This window comes from Methylomonas montana, assembly GCF_030490285.1.
Classification (GTDB): domain Bacteria; phylum Pseudomonadota; class Gammaproteobacteria; order Methylococcales; family Methylomonadaceae; genus Methylomonas; species Methylomonas montana.
Genome location: NZ_CP129884.1, coordinates 2,718,302 through 2,744,696 on the forward strand (window position 1 = coordinate 2,718,302; position 26,395 = coordinate 2,744,696).

The following is a 26,395-nucleotide window of genomic DNA, read 5'->3' on the forward strand; positions in this document are numbered from 1 at the left end:
CTTCTCACCTGATTAAACATACAGACCAACGCCTCAGAGAACGCTGTAGTCAGCCGCCAGCCGCATTTCTTCGGTCGGCTTGAGGTTATTGGTCACCACTTGCGGGCATCTGAAACATGCCGCGCGGCCTTCCTGTCGCCACCAACGACATTCCGAGCGGATTGCACATACCGGCAATTGTTCGGTCACCGTCGGCATCAAGCGCACAACTTTCTCGGCCAGCCGGCATCTGGACTCACCCTCCACATAGTGCCCGCATCCCTTGCAGGCGCATGGCGCGGAGAAGCGGAACACTTCCGCCGGGCTGACCGAGCCGGCCATCTCCAGCAATTGCCCGGTGACCGGTTGCGGCGCATTCAGATAAGCCATTTCCGGTTTATCCGCCGTACCGGCCATCACCCCGATCGCCTGAGCACCTGGCCATTCCGGCTGCGCGCTGGGGCATAACACTGGGTTATCCGAGGCCATGACACTATCAAACCGACATGGTTTGAACTTGCGCATCAACGGCCAAGCCCCCGACACCGGCTGCGGGGTTGGTCACGCCGGTGTCAAAGCCGTTGAACTGATCGAGCCACCAAGGGCCACCAGCAATAACACCTACGCTTAGCAACTGACTCAGGCTAGCGCCACCGCTGACCTGATCGAGTTGCTCCTGGCTCAGTTCGACGCCAGCAGCCTCTCGGGCTTCCATGGCGCGTCGGATGCCTTGCTGGGCAAAGGCTGATAACTCTTCGGATGAAATTCGAGTGATTTTGCTTGACATGACAATTCTCCAAAATTGGTTAAAAACAAAGTTAGCCGGCGATTACGCTCGGAATCAGGGTTTCAGGATTGAGAAAATGTCCAGGATTGATGTAAGGCCAAATCCTGCGCGGAAATTGGCTTAAGTCTTGATCCTGGCCAATATAAGCGCCGGATACCTGATTCAGTTCGCCTTGCCGTAAAACCTTAAGGCTTTGATCGAATACATGTTTTTGAGACATTTTCTTTCTCCGTAAGTCATAACCGAGCCGAAATGTTCCGACCCTCCAAAACTGCGATACCGGCCGCCTATGTAATCGTGCGGCCGCATCACATACCCGGCTGGCGGTTTGCGAAATGCAGCGGGTATTGATACTTTAGGCGCGTAGCTCATTGAAATTCTGTTAAAAATTCCACCGCCGTTCCGGATATTTTTCATCAGCGCCAGCAGCCAACGCAGTCCCTCCGGCGGCGACTTTCGGATATTTTCCCGGATGGAATAGGTGAGGCGGGGTGGGAAGGGATTGAAGGGCATTCGGGGATTTTTACCCCGGAAAACGAAACGCTACGGCTCGCTAAAGAGAATGAAGTTGCAGCAAGACCGGCGTTTGCCGTAAAACCGTTGCGGCTGTGATTTAATTGGCAGGGAATTTGTGAAATACTGCACCCCAAACCCGCATCGAAATACCGGGGCCTCGAGGCTGGTTGCCCGTTCCCTTCATCTGCCGAATGCGGCCGATAAGTACAGTCCCCAGCCGGTTTCACGAGATCGCCATGCAAGCAGACATCATCACCAATCTGAGCAAAATGCCATTCCTCGCCGACGTGGAGGAAGATGCGCTGGCGGCATTGGCCGCGCGCGCCAAAACCGTCAAATTTCCGAAGAAATCAATGATCATTGCCGAAGGGGACTCAACCAGTTCACTTTACATCGTCCTGTCAGGTAAAGTCCGGGTGTTTGGCAGCAATGAGAAAGACAAGGAAGTGACTCTACTGATTCAGGAAGCCAGCTCGTACTTCGGCGAACTGGCCCTGCTTAGCGACGAACCACGCTCAGCGGCAGTGGAAGCCTTGGAAAAAACCACCTGCGCGGTAATTTCAAAGGCGGACTTTATCCAGTGGTTGAAGTTGCATCCCGACGCGGCGATTGCCTTGTTGGGCGTGCTGGCCGAGAAAATCCGCTTTCTGACCGAAAAAGTCAAGCAAATGGCCCTCTCCAACGTTTACGAGCGCACGATAAAAATTCTGCAGGATATGGCCGACAAAGAAGGCGATGTATACGTGATCCATAACCGGCCGACGCAACAGGAGCTGGCGACGATGGTGGGTTCGTCCAGGGAGATGATCAACAAGGTCATGAAGGAGTTGACCAAGGGCGGTTATATCAGCGTCGACGACAAAACCCTCCGCATCGAAAATACCCCGCCCGCGGCCTGGTGAGGCTATCGTAAAAGCCCTTTGATCGGCCCCACTACGTGACATCCGCGCCGCGCCGCCGGGCGCAATACCAGCCACCTGCACCCGCGTACGGATCGAAATCCTGGTAAGCACGTTAATTATTACCTTGATAAAGTAGGGAGTTAAGCTATATTCCGAGAAACCCCCTACGGAGAGAAAATGCGTCACCTTGTGATTTGCTTCATGGTTTTATTTTCACCATTATGTTTAGCCGAAACCAATGCGACCGTAAGAAACTGCGACGCAGAAAGCGCTGCGAAGCTGGTTTCCTTACAGGGCACGCTGTTTTTCGACGCGGACGGCAGCGGACGATGGCAGCCTGGCCAACTCGACCAGACATTCTGCGAAGGCAGCCGCGTCCGGGTGGAAGCCTATAGCCGCGCATCCTTGTTACTACCCAACGGCATCACACTACGACTTGGCGAAGGTACCATTTTGTCGTTGAATGGCATCGCCACGACCCAACCCACGCTTTTGGATTTACTGAAAGGTTTCGTCCACTTCATCAGCCGCACCCCTAGGCAATTGCAAATCACGACGCCGATCGCCAACGCCGGCCCGGAAGGCACCGAATTCGCGCTACGCGCCGACGCGGCCACCGCGGACTTGTGGGTATACGAAGGTGCCGTCAGGTTTTTCAATGCCGACGGCGACATCCACATGAAACCCGGTGAAGCAGCGCACGCGGTACCGGGCCAGGCACCACGAGCCCGAATCGACATCAGACCCGGCGACGCCGTCAATTGGGCGCTGTATTACCCGCCGTTGTTACCCTACCCCGACGCCACAACACCTATAGACCCGGCACTGCGCGCTGTGATCCAGGATTACCGCCAAGGCCGGGTAGACGCTGCCTTGGCGGCGCTCGACGCTTTTCCGCCAGCGCAACAAACCTCTTATTTTTTCAAAGTTCGTGGCGCCATCCGGCTGACGGCCGGCCAAAGCGAGTTGGCGATGCGGGATATTCAGGCGCTATGGGCGCAAAACCCGGACGATGCCGATGCGCTGGCGCTCGCCTCGGTTTTGGCCTTGACGCAAGGCCACAAACCCGAAGCCCATGCACTGGCTTTGCAAGCCGTCAACGCGAATCCGCAATCGGCAAACGCGCATTCCGCACTGTCCTACGTCTGGCAAGGCCATTTCGAACTGGAAAAAGCTTTACAGTCCGCGGAGCGCGCCAAACAACTGGCGCCGCACGATGCGATAACCTGGGCGCGTCTGTCCGAACTGCAATTAGCCTTGGGCTTGCGCTCGGAAAGCGCCGAATCGGCAAGCAAGGCATTCGCGCTCGATCCCGGCCTGGAAAGAACCCAGACGGTGATGGGCTTTTCCAATTTGTTCAGAGTCGATACAGCCGGCGCCCGCCAACACTTCGACACCGCCATCCGGCTAGATTCCAAGGCGCCACTGCCGCGCTTGGGTCTGGGACTGGCGAAAATCCGCAGCGGCGATCTAGAAGCAGGCCGTCGGGACCTGGAAATCGCCGCAATACTCGATCCGAATAACTCACTGATCCGCAGCTATCTAGGCAAAGCTTATTTCGAGGAAAAACGCGAGCGTCTGGCCGGCGATCAATTCGATCTGGCCAAACAACGCGACCCCAAGGACCCAACCCCCTATTTTTACGACGCATTGCGCAAGCAAGCCGCCAATCGTCCCATCGAAGCGTTGCAGGATATGCAGCAAGCCAGAGATTTGAACGACAATCGCGGCGTATATCGCTCTGAACAGTTGCTGGATGAGGATGCTGCGGCGCGTAGCGCCAATTTAGCAAGGATATACAACGACCTGGGTTTCGGTCGCGTAGCCTTGAAGGAGGCCTGGACCTCGCTGGGCCAAGACGCCGCCAATCCATCAGCCCACCGTTTTCTATCGGATTCTTATATCGGCCAACCGCGCTACCGGGTGGCCCGAGCCAGCGAATTATTGCAAGCGCAGTTGTTGCAACCGATCAATATCACCCCGGTTCAACCGCAACTAACCGGCGAAAATATCGGCATTTTGAATAATACCGGACCAGGTAGCTTGTCGATGAACGAATACGATTCCTTGTATACAGCCAACGGCGCGCATCTGGTTCTGAACGGCGCATACGGCAGCCGCGATACCAAGACCGACAGCGCCATCGTCTCCGGCATATACAACAACCTGTCGATGAGCCTGGGACAGTTTCATTACCAGACCGACGGCTTTCGCCAAAACGACGATTACCAGCGGAATGTCTACGACGCCTTTGCCCAATACGCTTTTACTCAAGACTTTAATCTGCAAGTCGAATTGAAATCGGAAAACGTCAGGGCCGGCGACGTGCCGATGCGTTTGAACGAGTTTCACGACGAAACGCTGAGACAAACGATTAAGCAAGACACCGCAAGAATAGGCAGCCATTTTAAAATCGATCCCGAACAGGATGTGATCGGTTCGTTTTTTTATACCAGGAGAAAGGAACTCACCCATGATAACTTCCTACATGCCTTCGCCGACGATCCTGACTTCGACAACCTTGACGATACATCCAGGTTAAACAAAAACGAAGGCTATCAAACCGAAATACAATATCTTTACCGCCCGCACTCCTTTGAATTAATAACCGGGGTGGGCCATCTGGAATTAAGGAACGATATAAACTATGACAATACAAACGTCTTTATCAACGGCGCACCGGATCCGCTCACCGATACGTCAAAAACAACCAGTCAAACGCATCATTTCAATGGTTATATATACTCCAAACAATATTTACCGGGAAACCTAACGACAACCTTGGGACTCAGTTTCGATTATTTGGACAATGAATTAGTTAGTTTTGATTCGGCGAGATATTTTTCCGATGGTTCATCCAGAATATCCACGCGAAACCCCTCGTTAATTAAGCGCCAACAACTCAACCCTAAATTCGGTATCGCTTGGAATCCCATCGAAAACTTAACCCTAAGAGGCGCCATATTTAAAACCCTGAATCGACGTCTGGCCGCGAATCAAACGATAGAACCGACACAGATCGCCGGATTCAATCAATTTTTCGACGACAATAACAATGCCAGAGCTTGGCGTTACGGGGTGGGCTTAGACTACCATCCCTTAAAAACCGTATTCATGGGCGGCGAACTAAGCTGGCGGGATAGCCGACAACCGTTTTTTTTCGATAACGGCTCGTCGGTACTTCTCGACCGGAACGAATTATCGCATTTAGCCTATTTCTATTGGGCGCCAACCGAATGGGTGGCTTTTCGCACCGAATATAAATTTGAAAAGCTAGACCGGTCGTTTGTACTAGGCAACGGTAGTTCCAATCTTCCTCAAAGCGTGGGCACGCATCAAGTACCGTTATCTATCAATCTGTTTCACCCTAGCGGCCTATTCACAAGAGTTAGCGGCACCTATGTCAACCAACATGTCGCCACTGTGTCGGACTTTATCGCCAACCCACTGGATCATCAAAGCGAGGATTTTTGGACATTCGACACAGCAATAGGCTATCGCTTTCCGAAGAAACTAGGCACGATCAATTTTGAAGTCCGAAATTTATTCGATAACAAATTTAATTACCAAAGCAACTTCGACGCCAGCGGCCCGCAAATCGGTCCTTTCATTCCCGAACGGCAATTATTCGTAAAAATTAGTTTTTTTTACTAGAAACCACCCAAAATTTATCAAAAACAGGAGAACTATAATGGCTACATATAATATCTATAAAGCAGGCATACTACTGACATTGGGCAGCAGTTTTTTATTCGGGTGCGACAAGCCCATCGAAAAACTTGTCGAGAATAATGCGCCGCTAGCTAGCGGAATCGATTTCAAGACCTCAAAATTAGTCACTCTAGATCCGGAGAGCGGCAAGCATGTACCAGCCTGTATCCAACCGGGCCAATCCAAATCCGACTATCGCCCCGCCACAGACAAACTGGGCAAAGAAGTTGCCGAACCCCAAAAATGTAAAGTGGAACTGATTGTCGACGACAGTACTCCGGAGCTTAAGGCCGCTCTGGAACTCAGCAAAAAGACACTCGATGGGAGAATTAAAAAAGACGGCGAGTTGAAGCCGGCACGCTTTGTGATTACTGTCACCGCACTCTACAAAGGGTCGCATTGTAACGCTGCCGCTTCCGGCGGCGATCAATACGAGAATTGTGGCCGTGTGCGCTAAACGGATTTTAATTTATATAATTCCCTGAATCTCGCGAATACGTTCAAAGACACCCAAGCGGATTCCTAGAACATCAACAGCCTGGCCCCCGGATGCCGAACAGATAAATTCGGCCTAAATTCACTGGGGGCCCTGCTCTCCCGCTTAACCATGTTTGCAGCCGATGCGTAAAGCAATCAACTTATGACCCGCTTTTGGCTCCGCTCGCTCGCCATCGGTTTTGTCGTTTTTCTATGCGGTGGCGCCATCAATTTCATCGTTGATTTAGAGTCAACGCTGGGGCTAGATACCCTGCTCCGAATCCGAGGCCCCCAAACGCCACCTTCAGCGATAGTGCTGATCGCAATGGACGAAGCCTCGGAACACCGGCTTGGCGTCGGTCAAGATCTCACGCGCTGGCGCAGCTTTCACGCCGGATTAATCCAACGCCTACAGCAACAAGGTGCGCTATTGGTCGTATTCGACCTGCAATTCATTCAACCCCACCCAGCCGACGACCCAGCTCTTGTCGCCGCGATGCGCGAGGCCGGCAACGTTTTGCTGGTCGAATGCGTGCAAAAATTTCGGCATGGCGTCGAGGACTTTTACGGCCGGGAGGAATGTTCGGATACCAATAGTCAGCCCGTCGTTGCCAGGGACGGCGACTCGAATACGGCGCTATCCGAACAATTGGTGGCGATGCGTAGCGTCACGGCGACGGCAGCCATTGCCGAAGCGGCATTGGACCATGCGCCGTTTTTCCTGATTAATGACGCGGAAAACGCCAGCATCCGCGAAGTCTGGACCTTTTTCGATGCCTTGGCCGAAGCGCCGAGTCTGCCGATGGTAACCTGGCTTTACTATCTACAACGTTCCGGCGCCACTGCGCAAACCGATCGACCGTTCTCCGCTTGGTTAACCGAGCAACGCCGCGCATGCCGGTCCAAAAGCGATGGCTTGCCCGCGCGATCGCCGCTGCAACGCCGCATCGATAACTTGCTATGCAATGGCGACAGCCGCTATCTGAATTACTACGGCCCGCCTCGCACGCTGAGGATGGAATCCTATAGCGACGTGTACGACGGCAAGGTTGGCGATTTACAGGGCAAAGTGGTGTTCGTCGGCCGCGCCAACCGCCAATTTTCGCCAGGCAAATCCGACTTTTTCCAAACCCCCTATTCCGACTCGCGCACCGGCAAAATGGCCGGAGTGGAGATCATGGCCACGCAATTTGCCAATTTATTGGAAGACTGTTTTATCGAAATGCCGGCGCCGAGCGGGCTCGTATCCGGCGCCTTTGGCTTGCTGGTCGCATTGGTACTGGTTCGATTTGCCGGCTGGACCGGCATCGCGATCAGCTTGGCGTTTGCCTCAATGTATGCCGGCTTGGCTGTCTGGCTGTTCGGGCTACGCCATTGGTGGCTACCGGTGGCGATGCCATTGTTGCTTCAATTGCCGCTGTCCTGGCTGCTGACCCTGGCCTGGTCGCGCTACGAGCTGATGCGGGAACGAGGCCGCATGCTGGCATTCGTGCGCAGAGTATTTCCGCAATGGGTGGGTATGCTGCCGGCGGCGCCTGGGCAATGGACGGAAACCGCTAATGTCGGGGCCGCCAGCACCGAAAGAGATGTCAGCGGTTTATGCCTGGCCACCGACATTGAGGGCTATACCACCATTGCCGCCAGACATTCGCCGCGGGAAATGTGGACGTTATTGAATACCTATTATCAAGTGCTGGGGCATCCTGTGGTATCGCACGACGGCGTGATCGCCGACGTGACCGGCGACGCGATGATGGCGGTGTGGTTCGACGCCCCGGCCAGCAGCCAACGCCGCGCCGCCTGTTTGGCCGCACTGGAAATGGCCACGGCGGTCGCCTCGTTCAACCTGTCCTCCAGTCTGGCACCGCTCGCCACCCGCATCGGTTTGCATGAAGGCGAGCTGACGCTCGGCCGCCTGGACGCCGGCGATACCAGCCATTACCGGGCGATCGGCGATACCGTCAACACCGCTTCGCGAATCCAGGGTGTCAACAAGTATCTGGGCACGAAGATACTGGCTTCCAAGTCGGTCACCGCCGACCTAACCGATATTGTCTATAGACCAGTCGGCGCCTTTCGTCTACTGGGCCGCGCCGAACCGGTGGAATTGCTGGAAATCGTCGGAACGGTGGGACAGATCGACGCCCAACACAACGCTTTGTATCGGCAGTTTGCCGATGGATTGCAGGCGTTCCGCCAGGGCCAGTGGAACGACGCGGCCCGGCTTTTTCAAGACGCGCTGGAGATGAACACCGATGACGGTCCGACGCGGTTCTATCGGCAACAAGCTCTGGCGCGCTTGCAAAACCCTGAGCAGGCTTGGGATGGTGTGATTACCTTGGATGGCAAATAGCCCCGTTCAGGCCGCTTCGTCGGCTAATTCCAAGCCTCTAAACACCGAACAGCGCTTGAATACCTCCAGCTCCGGCGCCAGTTGTTTTTGCTGGCAGAACTTGGCGACCAGTTTGGTCAGGCCTTTGATATCGCGGCCGGTGGCACCGGGAAAGATGGCCGCCAGTTCGTCGATCAGATTTTCCTCAACCGGCAAGGCAAATTGTTCCGTCATTACCCGCCAGATTTTGCAGCGATCTTCATGGTCCGGGGAGTGATAGCGCAGCATCGCAATACAGCGGGAAATGATAGCCTCGTCGATGTCGTCCACCCGGTTGGTGGTCAAGAACAGCAGGCCGTTAAAATATTCCAGCACCCGCAAAAACACCCCGACCACCGCATTGGACGCCAGATTGTCGGCGCGCTTTTTGATGTAAACATCGGCTTCGTCGATCAGCATCACCGCCCCCCAGCGCTGGGCACGGATCAAGGTGTCCTTCAGGGTTTTTTCCATTTCGGCGACGTTCAGGCCCAACTGGCCGGAATGCACCCGGTACAAGGGCCGCTTGATGATTTCCGAATACACTTCGGCGGTCAGCGTCTTGCCCACCCCGGCCGGACCGGCGCATAACACCGTGGTGCCGCCGGATTTGCCTTCCACAATATCGTCCATCAACATATCCATTTCGGCGGTCAGAATGTCGATCAAGTCGGTCTGCTCCGGCGGCAGGATCAGCTTTGTTTTCAATTCCGGCTGATAGACGTAGGGCCGCAGATCGTCGACATGCACCCAGACGTGATGGTGTAATTCCAGATGAAACAGCAGGATGTAACCGTGTACCGGCAACTCCGTGAACAAGCCCTTGGCAATCTCGGCCTTGCTGGCTTCCATCGCGCTTTCGGTTTTGCTGTCGTAACGCATGCTTTTGCCGGCTTTGCGCAGATAGTTGCCGAAAATATCGCCGGAGGCATCCAGGCTTAGCGCCCGGTCAGCCAGAATGTTTTCGTCATTGACCAAACGGCAAGCGCCACCGCCGGACGACAACACCACGGTGTTTTTGCGCGTCCAGTCGTTGTTGCGGTGGCTGGCAGTGGGGTCTTCGGCGTAGTGGCCGGTGCCCCAGCCGGAAAACTGTTCGCCGTAGCGAGCCCGCCAGTCGAAATAGCGGCTGGAGGCTTCGTCGTAACTGGCGATCAACTCGGCGGTTTCTTTCAAATAACCTTTGCCGGCGAAAATTTCCGGGATGGTTTTGTCGGCCAAATCCTTGCCACGGATGATCAAGGTCTCGTTGGCGATTTTGCCTTTGCTGTTGGCTTTTAATTCGATCAATATCCGTCCGGCTTCTTCCTCGCCAGGCGGTGTGTAATCCAGGCGGGTAATCAGATAAGCCAAGGTGCGGCCACCGCCTACTACCTGAAAGAACCAGCCGCGAATCGCTCCGTCCAGCAGATACTGAGCAATGTCGGGCAACAGCATCTCCAATTGCTCGGCGTTATAGCGCTTGGTGTTCTCGGCCATGGCCTGTTGCAGTGCCGCCAACAAGGCCGCTTGCTGTTGCAGCGCTTCGCCGGCTTGCTGATAAATCCCGGCCAGACTGGCCAGTTCGGTGCTGCTGAGTTGATCGAACGAGACCTGGGCTTTGTTGCCCAGGCGCAATTGATCGCTCAGGCTCTGCAAGCGCGGATGATCGGTTAGCAGTTGTTCGAGATGACGTTTGTCTATGGTTAATTTCATCGCATCAATCCTGTGACGGTAAGGCTAAACAAAGTACTTCGGCTAAATGCAGCGGCTTGGCGAAACCGCCGTTGCCGATCTGCTGTTGGCAGGAAAATCCGTTGCTGACCAGCAGCGCGTCGGGTTCGGCCCGCAACGCCGGGAACAAGGCCAATTCGGCCATGGCTTGGGCCTGATCATAATGTTCGGCTTCGACGCCGAAGTTGCCGGCCATGCCGCAGCAGGACGATTCGATCAGCTCAAATTTCAGATCGGGCAGTTGTTTGAGCAGCTTGCGCACCGACTTGATCGCGCCGACGGCTTTTTGATGGCAGTGGCCGTGCAACAGCAAACTGTTGACGCCGGGAATGGCTTGAAACTCTAACGGCCAACGTTTACCGGTTTGTTCGCGGACGATAAACTCTTCCAGCAGCAAGATTTTTTCCGCCAGTTTTTGCGCCGGCTCGCCCAGGCCCAGCTTTAAATATTCGTCGCGTAAACTGAGGATGCAGGACGGCTCCAGGCCGATAATGGTGCGGCCGGCGGCGACATGATCGGCCAGCGCCGTGACCATGCGCCCGGCTTCGGCGCGGGCCTGGTCGATCAGGCCATTGGAAAAGTATGTGCGGCCGCAGCACAGGGGGCGGTCCGAATCGTCGCCGGCTAACGGAGTGGCGATATGTACATGATAACCAGCGCTATTCAGCAGCTTTTTAGCGGCTTCGGCCGCGGCCGGATTGAAATAATAATTGAAGGTATCGACCAGCAGCACGACTTGTTTGTCGGCCAACTCCGGATGCAACCCAAGTTCGGATTGTTTAGGTACTTGGTAGGGCTGTGCAGCCGGTTCCGGCAAGCGGACTTTGGCGCTGATGCCCAGCCAGGCTTCGCCTAAACGTGCCAGCAGCGGCAAACGATTGCGCCACTGGATTAAAGACCGGATTCCGCGCCAACGCAGTATCTTCGGTAACTCCGCCCACAGCCGCCGCCTTGGCGTCAAGCCATTGCGCTGCACTTGCTGCGCCAGAAACTCGGCCTTGATCAGAGCCATATCCACTTCGTTCTCGCATTCGCGCTTGCAGCCCTTGCAACTGACGCACAAGGCCATGGTTTCGGCTAAATCGGGATTGAAAAAAGCAGTGTCGTTGTCGGCATTCAAGGCCGCTTTCAAGGCTTTCACCCGGCCGCCCGGCGATAATCCTGGATTTTGCGAAACTCTAAAACTTGGGCACATTACCCCTTTGGCGTCCCGTTCGCACTGCCGGCTACCGATGCACACCGCCACGGCCTTGGCGAAATCGGCGCCGTGTTTGGGAATATCGGCATAGGCGTCGCCCATCCCGGCGTTTTCGTAAGACGACCAATCCAGAAACAGTTTCATAGGCGCTAGGCTGATTAAAAACCTAGACCAAGCAAAAACAAAGCCAGTCGGGTCGATGTTGGGTGGATAAGCGTAGTGCATCCACGCCACCCTTCAATGCTTGGCGGATGCGCTACGCTTATCCGCCCTAGCTTTGGCGCTATTGTTTCATTTTGTCGCTGGATTGAAGCCCGGCCCGATGTAGCAAACCCGACAATCCGAACCAGCGGCGAACGATTTACCACAGCATTAGCAGGCTAAATCGCCGGCAAAGCCAGGCAATCCGCGCCGCCTATTCCGGCACAAAAATTGCGGAAATTAGTTTTTTAACCTTGGAAAACCGACGTGGAATTGGAAAACTGCGACTGCCGCTATTTCATCAGCTATAGCGGCGTAAAACTACCGTTGAAACTTGTCAACGAATTGGAAGACGAAAGCCATCTGGAAAACCGTAACACTTATTTTCGCGGCTGTTACGATACCGATCAGCGCTTACTGCTGTTGGAAAAACTGGTCTACGGCGATGTGGAATTGCGCCATGTCTACACCTACCATGCCAACGGCACGCTGGCCGAAGCGGAAATTACCGATGCGGATGGCGAGATCAATGTATTGCGCTTCGACGAAACGGGGGCGGCGTTAGCAACGGATTAAGATGTTGAACCCAGTCTCTTAGCGCGCTGCTTGACGCACCGTATCCGCCAATTCGGCGCTAAACCTTGTCAAGCAACGGCTTTGCGCAGTGACTATGGCTTCGGCGTCATCGGCCGCTGCTTCGCTGCACTCAAAACGTTTACCTTTGATCACTTGTTCGGCTTTTTTCAATTGCCACTGCACCGATAAGCGGCTTTGGCCGGCGGCGGTTTGATGTAATTCCAGGATGTCGAAGCTGATTTGGTAATCGATAGCTTGGCGTGGCGCCCACGGATAGCGGACCACTTGTTCGATACCCAGCTGTTTGGCTAAGGAAAGCCCCAAGGCGCGGGTGATATTTTCATCCAGGCGCTCAGCCCAACGGCTGTGCTCGTCCAGTTGGTATTGATGCTCGCTCAAGGCCGTGACCAACTGCGGGCGATCCAGATAAGCCGGCAAATGGACTGGTCCTAAACCCAAAACGGTGCCTGCCGGCAAAGCAGTGCCCGACAGCGGCGCGCCGGTTTCGGCATTGAGCATGTAAAACTGCATCGGCGTACTACCGCAAGCATTCAGTAGCAGCGCGAAAAGTAGCATTGGCAAATAAATTATGTGTTTCATATGCGTCCGGTTAAATCTGTTAACAACCCAATCTATTTGCCGTATATCAACGACTCTGGCCGCCGCTCCAGCGACTCGGTCAAATCCTTCAAGGAACGTGCGGCATTGCGCATTTCCACCAAAGTTTGACCCAGTTGCGCATCCGGCGCGGCCATCGTTTCCACTGCGGTTAAAGCATTTTGCGAGCCTTCCATCATCTTGGTCGCGGCATTCAAACTTTGTTCGGCGGCTTTCAACACCGGCAACAATTCTTTGTTAAAGTCTTGCAAGGTGGTGCGAGTCTCGGTCAGGGCGCTATTGGCGTTGACCATTAACGGCCCGATCTGATCGTTTAGCGAGCCCATCAGCCGCTGGGTTTCCTGCAAGGAATTAGCCAAGGCCGTCATCGATTTTTTGGTCTCTTCGGACTCCAGCAAGCCATGCATCGAATTCAAGGTATCCGCCATGTTTTTGGTAATCTCTTCCAACGGTAACTGCCGCACCCGGTTGAAGATTTCGTCAGCGGTGTTGCGAATTTCATCGACTGTGGTCGGTACGCTGGGCAGTTCCGGCAGATTCTTGTAATCCAGCTTGACCAGATTGATCGGCTTGTCGCTATAAAAATTCAAATCCACATACAGTAGGCCGGTTAGCAAACTCTGGGTCTCCAAGCGGCCCTTTAAACCGGCATCGATCATACGTTGAGCATCCTGCATACGCTGTTTTTTGCTGTGGCCGCCGGATTGCTGTACCGACAAGTCTTGCAGCAAGGCTGGATCGATTTCGATCACCACCGGCTTGAAAATGCGGCCGGTCGCGGAATCCATCACCAGAGAAATCTCGTTGACATTGCCGATCTGCACGCCTTGTAACTTGACCGGCGCGCCGACGTTCAAACCGTTTAACGCGGAATCGAAAAAAATCACGAAGCGTTTTTTGTCCTTAAAAAAATCGCTGCCGCCGAAAATCATCACGCCCGCCGTCAGCAAAATCAGTGCGCCGACCAAAAACGCGCCGATGGCAAGTGGATTGGCCTGTTTGCTCACGCCTCGTTCCTCATATGTCGATGATTGCTATTTTGCTCGGATTGATCGCCGCGATTCAGGAACCTTATCACGTTCGGATGCTTGGATTCGTGTAACAACTTTTGCGGCGGACCGCCGTCGATGACCGTGCGGGTTTCGGCATCCAGAAACACCGAATTGCTGCCGATCGCGAAAATACTGTCCAGATCGTGGGTGACCACGACGATGGTAGCCGACAAGGCGCTGCTCAAGCTCAAGATCAGGTCGTCGAGCAATTTGGCAGTAATCGGGTCCAGGCCGGCCGACGGTTCGTCGAAAAACAGAATCTCCGGGTCCAATGCCATGGCCCGCGCCAAACCGGCGCGCTTTTGCATGCCGCCGCTCAGTTCAGAGGGATAATAATCTTCGAAACCGGCCAAGCCGACCAGCGCCAGTTTATAAGAAACAATCTCCCTCACCTTCTTGGCCGGCAACTGGGTAGCTTCGGTAATCGGCAGCGCGACGTTTTCCGCCAAGGTCATCGAGCTGAGCAAGGCACCGCTTTGAAACAGCACACCGGTGCGCGCCAAAATTTGCTGGCGGACTTTCGGGTCGGCTTGCCAGAGTCCCTGCTTGCCGTAACAGACATCGCCTTGCGCCGGTGCCTTTAAACCTATCATATGCCGCAACAGCGTGGTTTTACCGCAGCCGTTGCCGCCCATGATGATGAACACATCGCCGCGATTGATCGTAAAATTCAGATCACGCTGAATCACGAAATCGCCGTAAGTCATCGTCAAATTTTTTACCGTGATGCAGGCATCGGCCATCGTTAAATCCCCAAGCGATTGCAGATGATGGTCATCACCGAATCGGCCACCACGATAAAGACGATGGCCGTGACCACCGCCGAAGTGCCGGCATCACCGACCGCCGAGGCGCTGCGGCCGCATTGCATGCCGCGCATGCAACCCGACAAGGCGATCAGAATCCCAAATACCGAACATTTAACAAAACCGATCACGAAATCCTTCATCTTGACCGCGCTGGCGGTACGGTCCAGATATTCGGTCAAGGACACGTCGAAGAAATTCACCGTCACCAGGCCGCCGCCGATAATGCCCATTAAGTCGGCGTACAAACACAACAGCGGCATGATGATAATCAAGGCCAGCATGCGCGGCAGCACCAGAAACGCCATCGGGTCCAGATTCATGGTTTTCAGCGCATCGATTTCGCTGTTGACGTGCATGGTGCCCAGTTGCGCGGCGTAGGCGGCGCCGGTGCGTCCGGACATGATGATCGCCGTCATCAGCCCGCCCATTTCACGGGTCATGCCCAGACTAACCAGATTGGCGATATAGATTTGCGCGCCGAACAAGGACAGCTGCACCGCGCCGACGAAGGCCAGAATCAAACCGACCAGCAGGCTGATCAGGGTGACGATGGGCAGCGCCGACGGCCCGCATTCCTGGATATACAACCATAAATCTTGGTAGCGAAAATGCGCCTGGCCGCGTAATGTCGCCAACGTGCTGGTGGTCATTTCGCCGACGAAAATCAAAATCTCTTTACCATGCTGAATGGCATTACCCGTACTGACGGCCAATGCCTGCGACCAACTGGTTTTTTGTTGGTCGCGATGCGCATCGACGCGCTCCGGTACCGCGTAAACCAGAGCCAGCAAACCTTGAATCGCCGCCGGCAAGGTCGTTTTATCGACGGCTATGCCTTTATGGGACGCACAATCGATCAGTTTGATCAATTCGGTGACCAGCATGCTATCCCAACGTCCTAAAGCCTCCGTCGAAAATGTTAGATTTTGGACACCCTGTTCGGTTTCGATCTGCGCCAACACGGCGTCGAGCGCTGGCATTTGCGCATCGAGTACCCAGTCGCCGCCGAACGCAACGGCCAAAGTCTGTTGTTGGCGAGTTGCGCTTATCGTACCGGGCTGTGCGCCCGAGTCGGTGAGCGCCAAGGTTTCAGCTTGTGTCATCCTTGTAGTGGTCCGAGTGACGGTTTAGAACGGGATGTCGTCATCGAAATCGTCGTACGAAGCCGGCGCCGATTGCGGGCCGGCAGCAGGCGCAGACTGGCGATTGTCGTAGTTGCTGGCCGGCGGCGTGTTGCTGTCGGCGTAACTAGTGGTGCCGCCGCTGCGGCTATCCAGCATATGCATGTTTTCGGCGACGATTTCGGTGGTGTAGCGTTCCTGACCGTCCTGGCCTTGCCATTTTTGGGTGCGAATCCGGCCGTCGACATAAACCTGGCTACCTTTTTTCAGATATTCGCCGGCGATTTTGGCCAAACCGCTGAAGAACACCACCCGGTGCCATTCGGTTTCTTCCTTGCGTTCGTTGGTATTGCGGTCTTTCCAGCGGCGGCTGGTGGCCAAGCGGATGGTGGTAATGGCGTCTCCGCTCGGCATATAACGTACTTCCGGATCGGCGCCGAGGCGGCCGATCAGCATGACTTTATTCAGCATGTTTGTCTCCGTGTAAAAATTGCGATGTACAGTGGCCTACTGCCACTGCTTTAAAAAAATACCTAATTGGTTTTTGTCGAGCTGCTGGTTATCGACTTTCAAATACGCGGCATTTTCTTCGAAATGCAGCCGCACTTCTTCGATGCCGTTGATGGCCAACAATTGCCGGGAAAATTCAGCGCCCTGCTCCGGTTTGATGGCTTGCAACGACAGCAGCAGATTGGCCCAATAGCGCGGCGGCGACATGAACAAGGCGATCAATATCCAGCTGGCGGCAATGCCCGCCGAAAACAGGAACACCGAAGCGGGACCAAACTCGCCGTACAGCCAGCCGCCCGCCGCGCCGCCTAAAAATGCACCGAGGAACTGGGCGCTGGAATAAATACCCATCGCCGTGCCTTTCAGATCGCCGGGCGCGGTTTTGGAAATTAAAGACGGCAAGGTCGCTTCCAACAGATTAAAGCCACAGAAAAAGAGCCACAGACAAGCAATCAAACCGATCAACTCGCCGTGCAGCAGCACGAAGCCGACATTGGCGACCACCAAGGTGGCAATCGCGCCGATAAAGACTTTTTTCATCTGCCGCTTTTTCTCGGCAATGATCACAAACGGAATAATCATCGCCATCGAAGTCACCAATACCGGCAGGTAAACCATCCAGTGACTGCCGCCTTGCAAGCCGGCGTCGCGCATCAGCAGCGGCACCACCACGAAGCTGGCCATCAAAATCAAATGCAAGGCAAAGATGCCGTAATTCAACCGTAGCAATTCCGGGTTCTTGATGACGGAACTAAATTCCGACGGAATGTATTCGGCGTCGCGGTGGGTGGTAATTTTCTGCGGATTGGGCACCACGAACAGGATCACCAAAATCGCCATGGCCGCCAACAGCGCGATCATCCAAAAAATGCCGGAAATGCCGAAATGATGAGCGATCACCGGCCCCATAGTGATTGCCACACCAAAGGATACGCCGATGCTGGCGCCTATGGTAGCCATGGCTTTGGTGCGATGCACTTCTTGAGTCAAGTCGGCCAACAACGCCATTACCGCCGCAGAAATCGCTCCGCAACCTTGCAAGGCCCGGCCGATCAAAACCCCATAAATATCGGTCGCCAGCGCAGCCCAGACACTGCCAGCCACGAATAGAATCAAACCGATCACGATGACGGTCTTGCGGCTGAAACGGTCGGACAGCAAGCCAAACGGGATTTGCAGGATGGCCTGGGTCAGGCCGTAGATTCCCATCGTCAAACCCACCAGCTTGGGCGTTGAGCCCGGCATTTGCTCGGTAAACAGCGACAACACCGGCAACAGCATGAATAAACCCAGCATCCTGAGCGCATAGATACTGGCCAGCGATACGGTCGCCCGCTTTTCCATGGCCGTCATCGGACTGGTAATATCCTGAACCTGTGTCAAACCCTAACTCCCCTTTGCCTCGAATCGTTAAAGGTCGCTATAGTACCAGTTTATGGGCGGGACGCTCCAGCGTGTGAATGGCGGAAACAGGCGCGAGCGTATGATGATAAACGCCACGGCATCCACTCGTGAATCCGCGGTATCATGTATACCGTTTGTAGGTCATGTTGCGGCGTCAGCCGTTACGTGACATTGGCTTGGCTTTTGTCGGGTAAGGCTATCAGGTAACCTGATCTAGCCAGCTATTGACTATTTCATCAATCTCCACCGCCACCCTTCCTAACCATCATACCTTTCGACGGGTTATAGCCTAAAATCGCTGCCCCGATAAACACTAAAAACGCCGCACCGGTAAAGATCAGCGCCTGCTGGTTGAACTGCTCGTACAACGCAAAACGGATCAGTTCCACGGCCTGGGAGAACGGGTTGTATTGGGCCAGGGTATGCAGCAGTTCGCTGGATTCCTTGATTTTCCAGAGCGGATACAAGGCGGTGGACATGAAGAACAATGGGAAAATTACGAAGTTCATCACCCCGGCGAAGTTTTCCAATTGTTTGATGAAAGACGACAACAATAGGCCCAGCGCACCCAGCATCATGCCGACCAACACCAGCGCCGGCAAAATCCAGACATAGCCCATTAAAGGCGCCTGAATGTCGTACAGCCAGGCGATCCCCAGAAATGCGTAGGATTGCAACACGCCGACCGCCGTGCCGGCGATCAGTTTGCTGCATAGCAAGAACCAACGCGGCAGCGGGCAAACCATCAGCATGCGCATGCTGCCCATCTCGCGGTCGTAGACCATAGACAGCGAGCTTTGCATGCCATTGAACAGCAAAATCATGCCGAGCAGGCCGGGCGTGATGTAAACCTCGTACAAGATATAGGTTTCATAGGGCGGACTGATGGCGATGCCCAGCGCGGCGCGGAAGCCGGCGGCAAATACGAACAACCACACCAAGGGCCGCACCAAAGCCGACACAAAACGCTCGCGCTGATGCAGAAAACGCAGCAATTCGCGGCCGACGATGCCGGCCGTCGCCCGCCAGTAATGTAACACTCTCATGCTTGCGGTCCTTGAGTCAGTTTTTGGAACACCTGTCCGGGGTCTGTCCAACCGGTGGTCTGCAAGATTTCGGACAGTTTGCCGTTAGCTTTGACCTGGCCTTTGTGCAGCACGATCAAACTGTCGTCGGCGGCGATTTCGTCGATCAAATGCGTTGCCCACAGCACCGCCAGATTTTGCCGTTTAACCAGTTCGTGTACGTGACTGACGATGGCCTGCCGGCTGGGCATATCCAAACCGACGGTCGGCTCATCCAACAACAACAAGCTCGGTTTATGCAACAAGGCACGAGCGATTTCCACCCTGCGCTTGTGACCGCCGTTCAGTTGCCGAACCTTTTCGCCGCGCCGCTCGAACATGTTCAAACGTTCCAGTTCTTCCTGTATCCGCAGGTCGGCGGCCTTGCGGCTGATGCCGTGCAACGCGGCGTGGTAGCGCAGGTTTTGCGTGACCGACAAATCCGGATCCAGCGTAGTCTGTTGAAACACCACGCCCAGCTTGGCCAGGGCTTGCAGGCTTTGTTTCTTGATGTCGAAACCGCACAGTCCGATGCGCCCTTCCCTGGCATCGTAGAGCCGGGTGATCAGCGCAAACAGCGTACTCTTGCCGGCGCCGTTGGGGCCAAGCAAGATCGTGCATTCGCCGGCGGAAACCTGGAAAGACACCTTATCCAGGGCTTTTTTACTGCCGTAGGCAAAGCTCAGGTTTTCGACCGCTAAGGCAAATTCGGTCATGGCTTGACCGCCACGCCCCAAGGGTAACGGCCCACCGCCACCGACTTGGTCACTTTCTGGTTTTCCAGATCGATGATCGAGACATCGTTGCTGACGCCATTGGTGGTGTACAGGCGCTTTTGATCCGGCGAGAAAGCCAGATTCCAGACCCGCTGGCCGACCAGCAGGAATTTTTCGACCTTATAGGTTTGGGCATTGATCACCGCCACTCGATTAGCCGGCCCCATCGCCACGTAACCGTAGCGGCGTTCCTTGTCGATTGCGATTCCGACCGGCTGAATTTGATCGCTGCTGACGCCTTGCACATCCAGCTTAATGTTCTGCACGACCTGTTTCGATGCCGCATCGATGATGGTCAGCGTGCCGGCCATTTCCGAAGTCGCCCACAATTGCTGGCTGTCGTCGGTAAACGCCACCGCGCGCGGTCGCGGATCGACCAGGGTGTTATCGACAATCTGCCGGGTCTTGGTATCGATCCAATGCAGCATATTGGTGGTTTCCGACGCGCTGATGGTCCATTTGTTGTCCGGGCTGACGGTGATGCCTTCCGGCTCGACGCCAACCTTGACCTTGGCAACCGCTTTCTTGGCGGCGATGTCGATGACCGTCACTTCGGCGTCGTCCTCGTTGGAGACATACATGAATTTGCCGTCGGGACTGACGGCGAAGGTTTCCGGGTCTTCGCCGGATGGCAGCTTGCCGGTTTCTTTCAAGGTGTCCGAGTCCAACATGCGGATGGTATTGTCGTCACTGGTAGCAACGAACAGAGTCTTGCCATCCTGACTGATGGCGATGCCGCGCGGCCGCTGACCGACCGGCACGGTTTTGACCAGCTTGCCTTCGACAGGGTCGAGTACCGCTAGTGCATTGTCTTTTTCCAGCGTGACGAATACGGTTTCGGCATGCAGCCCTGCCGAGCACAGTAGAGCCAGTGCCACGCTGCTGAGTTTGAGTAATTGCATTTGAGTTTCCTTGGAGCCGATTAAAACACTAATTGCCCAGCGCCGTCCGAACGCTGGGCGCGGGGCGCAGTTTACCCTAAGCTCGACTGCTTGAGCAGCATTGACCGGGATTTTCCAAATGCATCAGCCCGATAAAGGAAATGTTCCCGCTAAGCTGCCAATCAAGCTGTTTCCTAATGCCGGTTCTGATTCCGCCAGTTATCGACGATACCTTCTACATCCAGATCGTCCGGGCCTTCCCGCCAGCTGGTGTAGTAATCGACATCATTACTCTTCGGTTCCGGATTGGGCCGGTAGATTTGTACCCTGGTCGGCAGCGGCGCGGCTTCGCCCAACACCAGCGCTTCGCCTCTGCCCAGCGAGCTGAGAATGTCGGCCAAATCGCCTTCCGCCTCTGGCACCAGACTGCGTATGTACTCTTGATCGTCCGGGTTGGTGGTACGCAAGCAGATGAAGGAGCTGCATTGCGCCAACATGGTTTCCGAGAGTTCGGTCGGCCGTTGGCTGACCACCCCGATGGAAACGCCATATTTGCGACCCTCCTTGGCGATACGCTCCATCATTTTCTTGGTGCCATCGAATTGGCCGCCTTTCTCACGCGGAATATAGGCGTGGGCTTCCTCGCAAATCAGCGTGATCGGAAACTCGCGGCGGCGTGGATTCCAGTAATTGAACTCATACGCCAAGCGGCCGACCTGCGCCGATACCGCCGGCCGCACGTCTGTAGGCACCGAGCTGAGATCGACCACGGTAATATTGGCTTTCTTCTCGCCCAAACCGACGAACTGTCGCAGTAAACCGGCCATGCTATCTGAGCTCGTGCGCTTTTTAGGTTTTAATAAAAAATCGTAACGCACGTCGTTGAAACGGCTCTGCATCCTGACTAGAAACTCGTCGAACTGCCCAAACAGCGCCCCTTTGGTTTTCCCAAAGTCTTTGCGTTCCTCGTTGGCGGCTTTAAATTGCATATACATTTCCGCTAGCGAGAAATAAATCGGCGTATCGATGGTGACCGAGCCCAAGCCTATCGTTTTGGCTTCCTTACGTTTCAACTGCTGCAAAATTTCGCGCATGAACGCCATTTGGATAGACGAACCGGGATCGTCGCGGTCGATGAATAGGTCGACCAGTTCGGCATAGCTCATCATCCAGTACGGCATCTCCATTTCCAGCGCATCGACATAGTTGACCTGCTCGGCGGGAAACGCCGATTCGATACCGCCGTCCGGGCGCTTCCAGCAATATTCGCCATGCAGATCCAGCATGATCATATGGGTCTTGGGCATGGCTTTCATGGTGTGCTGGATCAAACTGGTCACCGTCCAGGATTTACCGGAACCGGATTGACCGACAATCGCAAAATGCCGGCCAAACAGGGCGCGCGGATCCAGACTTAAGTGATAATCCTTATGGCTAGCCAGTTGCCCGATGAAAAATTCGTAATCGCGGAATTTGGAAAAAATCGCGTTGATCTCGCTGAGTCCCACCGCATAGACCGCCGCGCCTGGCGTCGGATAATGGCGTACGCCACGAATGAACACATTGTTTTCGTTCAGCTCCCCGACCGGTACCAAGGCGATGAAGCGGTCGGTGGCACGATTGCCAGCACTGTCAAAACGGTCGCGCTCCCACATTTTGAATACCAGCGCCAACACCCCGATATGCGACTGGCGAATCACCACGTAAGAACCGATATTACCGGCCAGTATTTCCTCGTCGCCGATTTTTATGATGGGCGCCGCCGTCGAATGTTCTTCGGTGAGGCGGGCGTCCATACCGTCGCCTCTGACTTCGGTTAAATGGCCAATCAGGATGTTTTGAGTTTGCGGCGTCATGATGTCCTCTTAGGTAAAGCAACTGGGCTAAGCTTAGCCGATTTTCAAGGTCCGTCCGAGCATAAATGTCACGCCGAAACCTTGTGGCATCCATACGCTTTTGCGCCAAAATGACACCAAAAACCCGACAACCGCCGGCCGATGGCCACTAGCGATTGCGACAACCTAATGAAAACTCGGCTATTTCGGCATAAGCAACACGGCGGTCCAATTATTGCTATCATCAAACCGGCATTCTTAAATACGACCCAAGAGGTGAATATGAAAATCGGGCTACCCAAGGAAATCAAACCCAACGAAAACCGGGTGTCGCTGGTGCCGTCGGGCGTGGCGACGTTGATCGGTGCCGGGCATAGCGTGGTGATGGAAAGCGGTGCCGGGATCGGTGCCGGTTTCAGCGATGATCAATATCAGGCGGCCGGCGCGGAACTGGTCGGAGGGCCGGAACCGGTTTGGGCGGCGGCCGAAATGATCGTCAAAGTGAAAGAACCCATAGAACCTGAGTGGTCGCGAATCCGCCCCGGCCAAACGCTGTTTACCTATTTTCATTTCGCCGCGAATCGGCCGCTGACCGAAGCGCATCTGGCTTCCGGCGCCACCTGCATCGCTTATGAAACCGTGCAACTGCCGTCCGGCGAACTGCCCTTGCTGACGCCGATGTCGGAAGTAGCCGGCCGACTGGCTGTACAGGAAGGCGCGCATTATCTGGAAAAACTATACGGCGGCAGCGGCGTATTGCTGGGCGGCGTACCGGGCGTGTTGCCTGCCAAGGTCTTGATTCTGGGGGGCGGCGTGGTCGGCACTCAGGCCGCGAAAATGGCGGCAGGATTGGGCGCGCAAGTGACGGTGATGGATTTATCGCTGGAACGCCTGCGCCAGCTTAGCGATATTTTGCCGGCCAATGTGCAATTGCTGTTTTCCAACCGACACGCCATCCTCGAACAAATCCGCAGTGCCGATCTGATCATCGGCGGCGTGTTAGTCACTGGCGCTGCCGCACCCAAACTGATACGCCAAGAAGATTTAAAACTGATGCAGCCCGGCACGGTGATCGTCGATGTGGCGGTGGACCAAGGCGGATGTGTGGAAACCACGCGCCCCACCACCCACGCCGATCCTATCTATATCATTGACGATGTGGTCCATTACGCGGTGGCCAACATGCCTGGCGGTGTGCCGCGCACCTCAACGCTGGCCTTGACCAATGCCACATTGCCTTACGTGATTCAGCTGGCCAACAAAGGCTGGCAACAGGCCTTGCGCGACAATCCGGCTTTATTGAACGGACTTAATATTGTTGCCGGCAATGTCACTTGCCAGGGTATTGCCGATGCCTTCGGCTTCAATTGCCTGGCACCGGAACAATTCATCAACTAATGCCGCTCAATACGGCCGGTAATGCTCACTTGAAAACGGGCATTACCGGTGGCAGGCCGCCTTTACTGCAATAAAGACAAAACAATATTTGCCGACTGATTCGCTTGTGCCAAGATTGCCATGCCTGCGCGCTGTAATATTTGATGCTGCGCCAACGAGGCGGTTTCTGTAGCAAAATCCGCATCCATAATCCGACTACGCGCTGCGGCTTGATTTTCCACAGAGGATTGCAAATTAGAAATCACGGTTGACATGCGGTTTTGGGTAGCGCCATGAAGTGTTGCTTCGGTTTGCACTTCCAGCAATGCATTATCGACTGATCTGATCGCCGATAACGAGCTGGGTTGATCCAAAATTTGAATGCCTTTGGCTGCGGCATAGTGATTGAATTCAGCCGATTTGAATGCGTTAAAAGCACTTATATCGCTCGCAGTCGCAACGGCAACGGTTTGTGTAACCGGTACGCCGGCGATCATAACAACCGTGGTGGCGCTACCGGATTTCGCCATTACTGCACTACCATCGCTAGCGCTAAAACTGCCGCCAGCACTCATAAATGCAGATTTCGCCGCATCGTAGGTTAATTGATCCTGTGTGGGAATATTATTTTCGAATGCGGTTGCCACAGCCGCTAATGCCGCCACATCGCCTGCCGAAGGCGAGCCGTCGGATGTATCAAACAAGCCACCGTTAGCGATAAACGCGCTTCTGGCCTTATTCAAAGTGGCCTGGGTGACGCCATTATTAATAAAAGCGGCGTTACCCGTTGCACTAGTATCTGCAATCAAGTTCTGACCTTGCGTCGTAATCTGGTTGTCGGCAGTGGTGTCGCTGCCAATTTGAAATGTCTTAGCACTGCCCGCAAATACGCTCTCACCGTTAAACTTGGTATTAACCGTTATTCGGGTAATTTCCGCTTGTAACTGTGCGAATTCAGTATTCAACGAAACATGGTCCGCTTCGGCGTTGGTGGCATTGGCCGATTGAACGGCGAGTTCGCGCATACGCTGCAAAAGCTCGGTGATTTGACTTAAAGCGCCTTCGGCAGTTTGTGCATACGAAATCGCGTCATTGGCATTGCGAATAGCCACAGTCTGCCCTCGCACTATAGACTCCATGCGATTCGCTATGCCTAACCCAGCCGCATCGTCCTTGGCACTATTAACACGCACTCCCGATGACAGACGCCGAAAAGATGTATCTATTGCATTCTGCGTATTCGTCAGCTTGTGCAGGGTGTTCAGCGAAACAATATTGGTGTTGATAAAAAACGCCACGCTCGTGCTTGTCGGAAATCAGTTAAATATCGGCCCCATATGCTCTGCCCGTTTATGAGATATGTGCATGGACCGTTATAAGATAGCGACCCATGGAAAAAAACCTTTATGGGCAGCCCAAGCGAACAGCTTCAACGCTGGGCAAAAAAAAGGGCCTTACGGCCCTTTCGTTTCGCGACCTTATAACGCTCAGTTAAAAGTCGTACCCGGTGTGCCTGGCAATTGCGGCATGGTTTGAGCCGGGAATTCGCCGGTCAAACCGTTCAGGAAGGCCACGATGTCGGCGACATCGTCATCCGACAACTCCTTGTTCAACTGCAATTTAGCCATCAACCACACCGCTCTATCCAGGGTTTTCACGGAACCGTTATGGAAATAAGGTGCGGTCAAAGCCACGTTACGCAAAGTCGGCACTTTCCACAGATGTTCGTCGCTGTCTTTTTTAGTCACTTCCGCCAAGCCTTTATCCTTGCTGAAGTGATACTGCGCTTCGAAATAACCGCTGGAAGTAACCGGGAATTTTTGGAATGTGCCCGGACCGTTAAATGCAGGACCGCTATGGCAACTGGTGCAGCCGATCTCCACGGCTTTTTTCATGCCGCGCACTTGCTGTTCCGTCAATGCGTCCTTATCGCCTTTGACATATTTGTCGTAAGCGCTATTTGGCGTAATCAAAGTTCTCTCGTAAGCGGCAATTGCTTTGGTGGCGTTGTCCTTGGTAATGGCTTCCGCATCGCTGCCGAAGGCCAATTCGAAGGCCTGGCGATAACCTTTGATGGTTTTCAAGCGAGCCACCACGTCATCCCAGCTTTTCATACCCATTTCGATCGGGTTGGTAACAGGGCCGGCGGCTTGCGCTTCCAGACTGTCGGCGCGGCCGTCCCAGAACTGGACTTTATTGAACGCGGCGTTCCAAACGGTCGGCGCACTGCGGCCGCCGGTTTGGCCGTTGACGCCCATGGCGTTAGGACGGTTGTCTTCGCCGCCCAGCATGATGTTATGGCAAGACGCACAAGCCACAGTGCCAGTCGAAGACAAACGAGGATCGTGATACAGCATTTTGCCCAATGTCACTTTTTCGGCTGTTGTGGGATTGTCGGCCGGGGCCGGTGCCGTAGTCGGCAGCGCATCGGACGCTATTGCAGACAAGGAACCGGTAAGCGCTATCGCGGAAACCAGCATACGAAATTTAAACATGTCATCCTCCTAAGTAATTATT

The 26,395-nt window shown here is 54.6% G+C and carries 23 protein-coding genes; 6 read left to right on the forward strand and 17 right to left on the reverse strand.

Translation table 11 applies throughout. From position 1 onward, the window contains the following. Positions 1-33: 33 nt before the first annotated feature. From QZJ86_RS12605 to QZJ86_RS12615, 3 genes are read right to left on the reverse strand one after another with little or no spacing between them, the layout of a single operon-like run. Positions 34-468 (reverse strand): nitrogen fixation protein, encoded by a 435-nt coding sequence (locus QZJ86_RS12605; protein ID WP_301670772.1) that lies wholly within the window; start codon positions 466-468, stop codon positions 34-36. A gap of 7 nt (positions 469-475) precedes the next feature. Then, complete coding sequence (locus QZJ86_RS12610) at positions 476-766, reverse strand: hypothetical protein (protein ID WP_301670773.1); 291 nt, start codon at positions 764-766, stop codon at positions 476-478. Positions 767-797: 31 nt separating this feature from the next. After that, on the reverse strand, positions 798-986 hold the full coding sequence (locus QZJ86_RS12615; protein ID WP_301670774.1) for a hypothetical protein: 189 nt from the start codon (positions 984-986) through the stop codon (positions 798-800). A gap of 532 nt (positions 987-1,518) precedes the next feature. Here QZJ86_RS12615 and QZJ86_RS12620 point away from each other — a divergent pair. The 4 genes from QZJ86_RS12620 (at position 1,519) to QZJ86_RS12635 (ending at position 8,725) form a co-directional block, all read left to right on the forward strand. Continuing rightward, complete coding sequence (locus tag QZJ86_RS12620; RefSeq protein WP_301670775.1) at positions 1,519-2,184, forward strand: Crp/Fnr family transcriptional regulator; 666 nt, start codon at positions 1,519-1,521, stop codon at positions 2,182-2,184. A gap of 177 nt (positions 2,185-2,361) precedes the next feature. Then, positions 2,362-5,838 carry a FecR domain-containing protein gene (locus QZJ86_RS12625; RefSeq protein WP_301670776.1) on the forward strand — a complete coding sequence of 1,159 codons (3,477 nt, stop codon included), beginning with the start codon at positions 2,362-2,364 and terminating at the stop codon, positions 5,836-5,838. 37 nt (positions 5,839-5,875) lie between these two features. Next, the gene (locus QZJ86_RS12630; RefSeq protein ID WP_301670777.1) at positions 5,876-6,352 is read left to right on the forward strand and encodes a hypothetical protein; all 477 of its coding nucleotides are present in this window, start codon (positions 5,876-5,878) and stop codon (positions 6,350-6,352) included. Positions 6,353-6,535: 183 nt separating this feature from the next. After that, the gene (locus tag QZJ86_RS12635; protein ID WP_301670778.1) at positions 6,536-8,725 is read left to right on the forward strand and encodes a CHASE2 domain-containing protein; all 2,190 of its coding nucleotides are present in this window, start codon (positions 6,536-6,538) and stop codon (positions 8,723-8,725) included. A gap of 6 nt (positions 8,726-8,731) precedes the next feature. Here QZJ86_RS12635 and QZJ86_RS12640 read toward each other — a convergent pair whose 3' ends face one another. Together QZJ86_RS12640 and QZJ86_RS12645 are read right to left on the reverse strand one after the other, a co-directional pair. Next, entirely contained in the window at positions 8,732-10,438 is a 1,707-nt protein-coding gene (locus QZJ86_RS12640; protein WP_301670779.1) for an AAA family ATPase, read from the reverse strand. 4 nt (positions 10,439-10,442) lie between these two features. Next, on the reverse strand, positions 10,443-11,798 hold the full coding sequence (locus QZJ86_RS12645; protein WP_301670780.1) for a (Fe-S)-binding protein: 1,356 nt from the start codon (positions 11,796-11,798) through the stop codon (positions 10,443-10,445). Positions 11,799-12,122: 324 nt separating this feature from the next. Here QZJ86_RS12645 and QZJ86_RS12650 point away from each other — a divergent pair, with 324 nt between their 5' ends. Then, on the forward strand, positions 12,123-12,431 hold the full coding sequence (locus QZJ86_RS12650; RefSeq protein WP_301670781.1) for a DUF6156 family protein: 309 nt from the start codon (positions 12,123-12,125) through the stop codon (positions 12,429-12,431). An 18-nt stretch (positions 12,432-12,449) separates the two neighbouring features. Here the strand turns inward: QZJ86_RS12650 and QZJ86_RS12655 are convergent, their stop codons facing one another. The 10 genes from QZJ86_RS12655 to QZJ86_RS12700 all read right to left on the reverse strand — a co-directional run bounded on the left by QZJ86_RS12655 (position 12,450) and on the right by QZJ86_RS12700 (position 22,522). Next, positions 12,450-13,031 carry a PqiC family protein gene (locus QZJ86_RS12655; protein ID WP_301670782.1) on the reverse strand — a complete coding sequence of 194 codons (582 nt, stop codon included), beginning with the start codon at positions 13,029-13,031 and terminating at the stop codon, positions 12,450-12,452. A gap of 32 nt (positions 13,032-13,063) precedes the next feature. Beyond that, positions 13,064-14,056: an MlaD family protein gene (locus tag QZJ86_RS12660; protein ID WP_301670783.1), complete on the reverse strand. Its 993-nt coding sequence runs from the start codon at positions 14,054-14,056 to the stop codon at positions 13,064-13,066. Beyond that, on the reverse strand, positions 14,053-14,844 hold the full coding sequence (locus QZJ86_RS12665; RefSeq protein WP_301670784.1) for an ABC transporter ATP-binding protein: 792 nt from the start codon (positions 14,842-14,844) through the stop codon (positions 14,053-14,055). The genes QZJ86_RS12660 and QZJ86_RS12665 overlap by 4 nt, the downstream gene beginning before the upstream one ends. Positions 14,845-14,846: 2 nt before the next feature. Continuing rightward, a complete protein-coding gene (locus tag QZJ86_RS12670; RefSeq protein WP_301670785.1) occupies positions 14,847-16,013 on the reverse strand; it encodes an MlaE family ABC transporter permease in 1,167 nt (388 codons plus the stop codon). A 24-nt stretch (positions 16,014-16,037) separates the two neighbouring features. Beyond that, positions 16,038-16,502 carry a single-stranded DNA-binding protein gene (gene ssb / locus QZJ86_RS12675; protein ID WP_301670786.1) on the reverse strand — a complete coding sequence of 155 codons (465 nt, stop codon included), beginning with the start codon at positions 16,500-16,502 and terminating at the stop codon, positions 16,038-16,040. Positions 16,503-16,538: 36 nt separating this feature from the next. Then, positions 16,539-17,924 (reverse strand): MFS transporter, encoded by a 1,386-nt coding sequence (locus QZJ86_RS12680; protein ID WP_301670787.1) that lies wholly within the window; start codon positions 17,922-17,924, stop codon positions 16,539-16,541. A 257-nt stretch (positions 17,925-18,181) separates the two neighbouring features. Further along, positions 18,182-18,991: an ABC transporter permease gene (locus QZJ86_RS12685; RefSeq protein ID WP_301670788.1), complete on the reverse strand. Its 810-nt coding sequence runs from the start codon at positions 18,989-18,991 to the stop codon at positions 18,182-18,184. Next, on the reverse strand, positions 18,988-19,725 hold the full coding sequence (locus QZJ86_RS12690; RefSeq protein WP_301670789.1) for an ABC transporter ATP-binding protein: 738 nt from the start codon (positions 19,723-19,725) through the stop codon (positions 18,988-18,990). Before QZJ86_RS12690 ends, QZJ86_RS12685 begins: the two co-directional genes overlap by 4 nt. Further along, entirely contained in the window at positions 19,722-20,687 is a 966-nt protein-coding gene (locus tag QZJ86_RS12695; protein WP_301670790.1) for a PQQ-dependent catabolism-associated beta-propeller protein, read from the reverse strand. Before QZJ86_RS12695 ends, QZJ86_RS12690 begins: the two co-directional genes overlap by 4 nt. 173 nt (positions 20,688-20,860) lie before the next feature. Then, complete coding sequence (locus QZJ86_RS12700) at positions 20,861-22,522, reverse strand: ATP-binding protein (RefSeq protein WP_301670791.1); 1,662 nt, start codon at positions 22,520-22,522, stop codon at positions 20,861-20,863. 261 nt (positions 22,523-22,783) lie between these two features. On the opposite strand from QZJ86_RS12700, the gene ald reads away from it, so the two are divergent. After that, the gene (ald, locus tag QZJ86_RS12705) at positions 22,784-23,899 is read left to right on the forward strand and encodes an alanine dehydrogenase (RefSeq protein ID WP_301670792.1); all 1,116 of its coding nucleotides are present in this window, start codon (positions 22,784-22,786) and stop codon (positions 23,897-23,899) included. A 62-nt stretch (positions 23,900-23,961) separates the two neighbouring features. On the opposite strand, the gene QZJ86_RS12710 is transcribed toward ald, so the two are convergent. Both QZJ86_RS12710 and QZJ86_RS12715 read right to left on the reverse strand, forming a co-directional pair. After that, the gene (locus tag QZJ86_RS12710; protein WP_301670793.1) at positions 23,962-25,176 is read right to left on the reverse strand and encodes a flagellin N-terminal helical domain-containing protein; all 1,215 of its coding nucleotides are present in this window, start codon (positions 25,174-25,176) and stop codon (positions 23,962-23,964) included. 189 nt (positions 25,177-25,365) lie between these two features. Further along, a complete protein-coding gene (locus QZJ86_RS12715) occupies positions 25,366-26,373 on the reverse strand; it encodes a cytochrome-c peroxidase (RefSeq protein WP_301670794.1) in 1,008 nt (335 codons plus the stop codon). Positions 26,374-26,395 lie beyond the last annotated feature (22 nt).

Excerpts from the sequence above, each read along its gene's own strand:
- QZJ86_RS12630 (WP_301670777.1), top strand. The coding sequence starts at position 5,876 with ATGGCTACATATAATATCTATAAAGCAGGCATACTACTGACATTGGGC.
- QZJ86_RS12685 (WP_301670788.1), bottom strand. The coding sequence starts at position 18,991 with ATGAGAGTGTTACATTACTGGCGGGCGACGGCCGGCATCGTCGGCCGC.
- ald (WP_301670792.1), top strand. The coding sequence starts at position 22,784 with ATGAAAATCGGGCTACCCAAGGAAATCAAACCCAACGAAAACCGGGTG.
- QZJ86_RS12655 (WP_301670782.1), bottom strand. The coding sequence starts at position 13,031 with ATGAAACACATAATTTATTTGCCAATGCTACTTTTCGCGCTGCTACTG.
- QZJ86_RS12610 (WP_301670773.1), bottom strand. The coding sequence starts at position 766 with ATGTCAAGCAAAATCACTCGAATTTCATCCGAAGAGTTATCAGCCTTT.
- QZJ86_RS12715 (WP_301670794.1), bottom strand. The coding sequence starts at position 26,373 with ATGTTTAAATTTCGTATGCTGGTTTCCGCGATAGCGCTTACCGGTTCC.
- QZJ86_RS12640 (WP_301670779.1), bottom strand. The coding sequence starts at position 10,438 with ATGAAATTAACCATAGACAAACGTCATCTCGAACAACTGCTAACCGAT.
- QZJ86_RS12620 (WP_301670775.1), top strand. The coding sequence starts at position 1,519 with ATGCAAGCAGACATCATCACCAATCTGAGCAAAATGCCATTCCTCGCC.
- QZJ86_RS12635 (WP_301670778.1), top strand. The coding sequence starts at position 6,536 with ATGACCCGCTTTTGGCTCCGCTCGCTCGCCATCGGTTTTGTCGTTTTT.
- QZJ86_RS12670 (WP_301670785.1), bottom strand. The coding sequence starts at position 16,013 with ATGACACAAGCTGAAACCTTGGCGCTCACCGACTCGGGCGCACAGCCC.
- ssb (WP_301670786.1), bottom strand. The coding sequence starts at position 16,502 with ATGCTGAATAAAGTCATGCTGATCGGCCGCCTCGGCGCCGATCCGGAA.
- QZJ86_RS12665 (WP_301670784.1), bottom strand. The coding sequence starts at position 14,844 with ATGGCCGATGCCTGCATCACGGTAAAAAATTTGACGATGACTTACGGC.
- QZJ86_RS12615 (WP_301670774.1), bottom strand. The coding sequence starts at position 986 with ATGTCTCAAAAACATGTATTCGATCAAAGCCTTAAGGTTTTACGGCAA.
- QZJ86_RS12690 (WP_301670789.1), bottom strand. The coding sequence starts at position 19,725 with ATGACCGAATTTGCCTTAGCGGTCGAAAACCTGAGCTTTGCCTACGGC.
- QZJ86_RS12625 (WP_301670776.1), top strand. The coding sequence starts at position 2,362 with ATGCGTCACCTTGTGATTTGCTTCATGGTTTTATTTTCACCATTATGT.
- QZJ86_RS12645 (WP_301670780.1), bottom strand. The coding sequence starts at position 11,798 with ATGAAACTGTTTCTGGATTGGTCGTCTTACGAAAACGCCGGGATGGGC.
- QZJ86_RS12695 (WP_301670790.1), bottom strand. The coding sequence starts at position 20,687 with ATGCAATTACTCAAACTCAGCAGCGTGGCACTGGCTCTACTGTGCTCG.
- QZJ86_RS12605 (WP_301670772.1), bottom strand. The coding sequence starts at position 468 with ATGGCCTCGGATAACCCAGTGTTATGCCCCAGCGCGCAGCCGGAATGG.
- QZJ86_RS12700 (WP_301670791.1), bottom strand. The coding sequence starts at position 22,522 with ATGACGCCGCAAACTCAAAACATCCTGATTGGCCATTTAACCGAAGTC.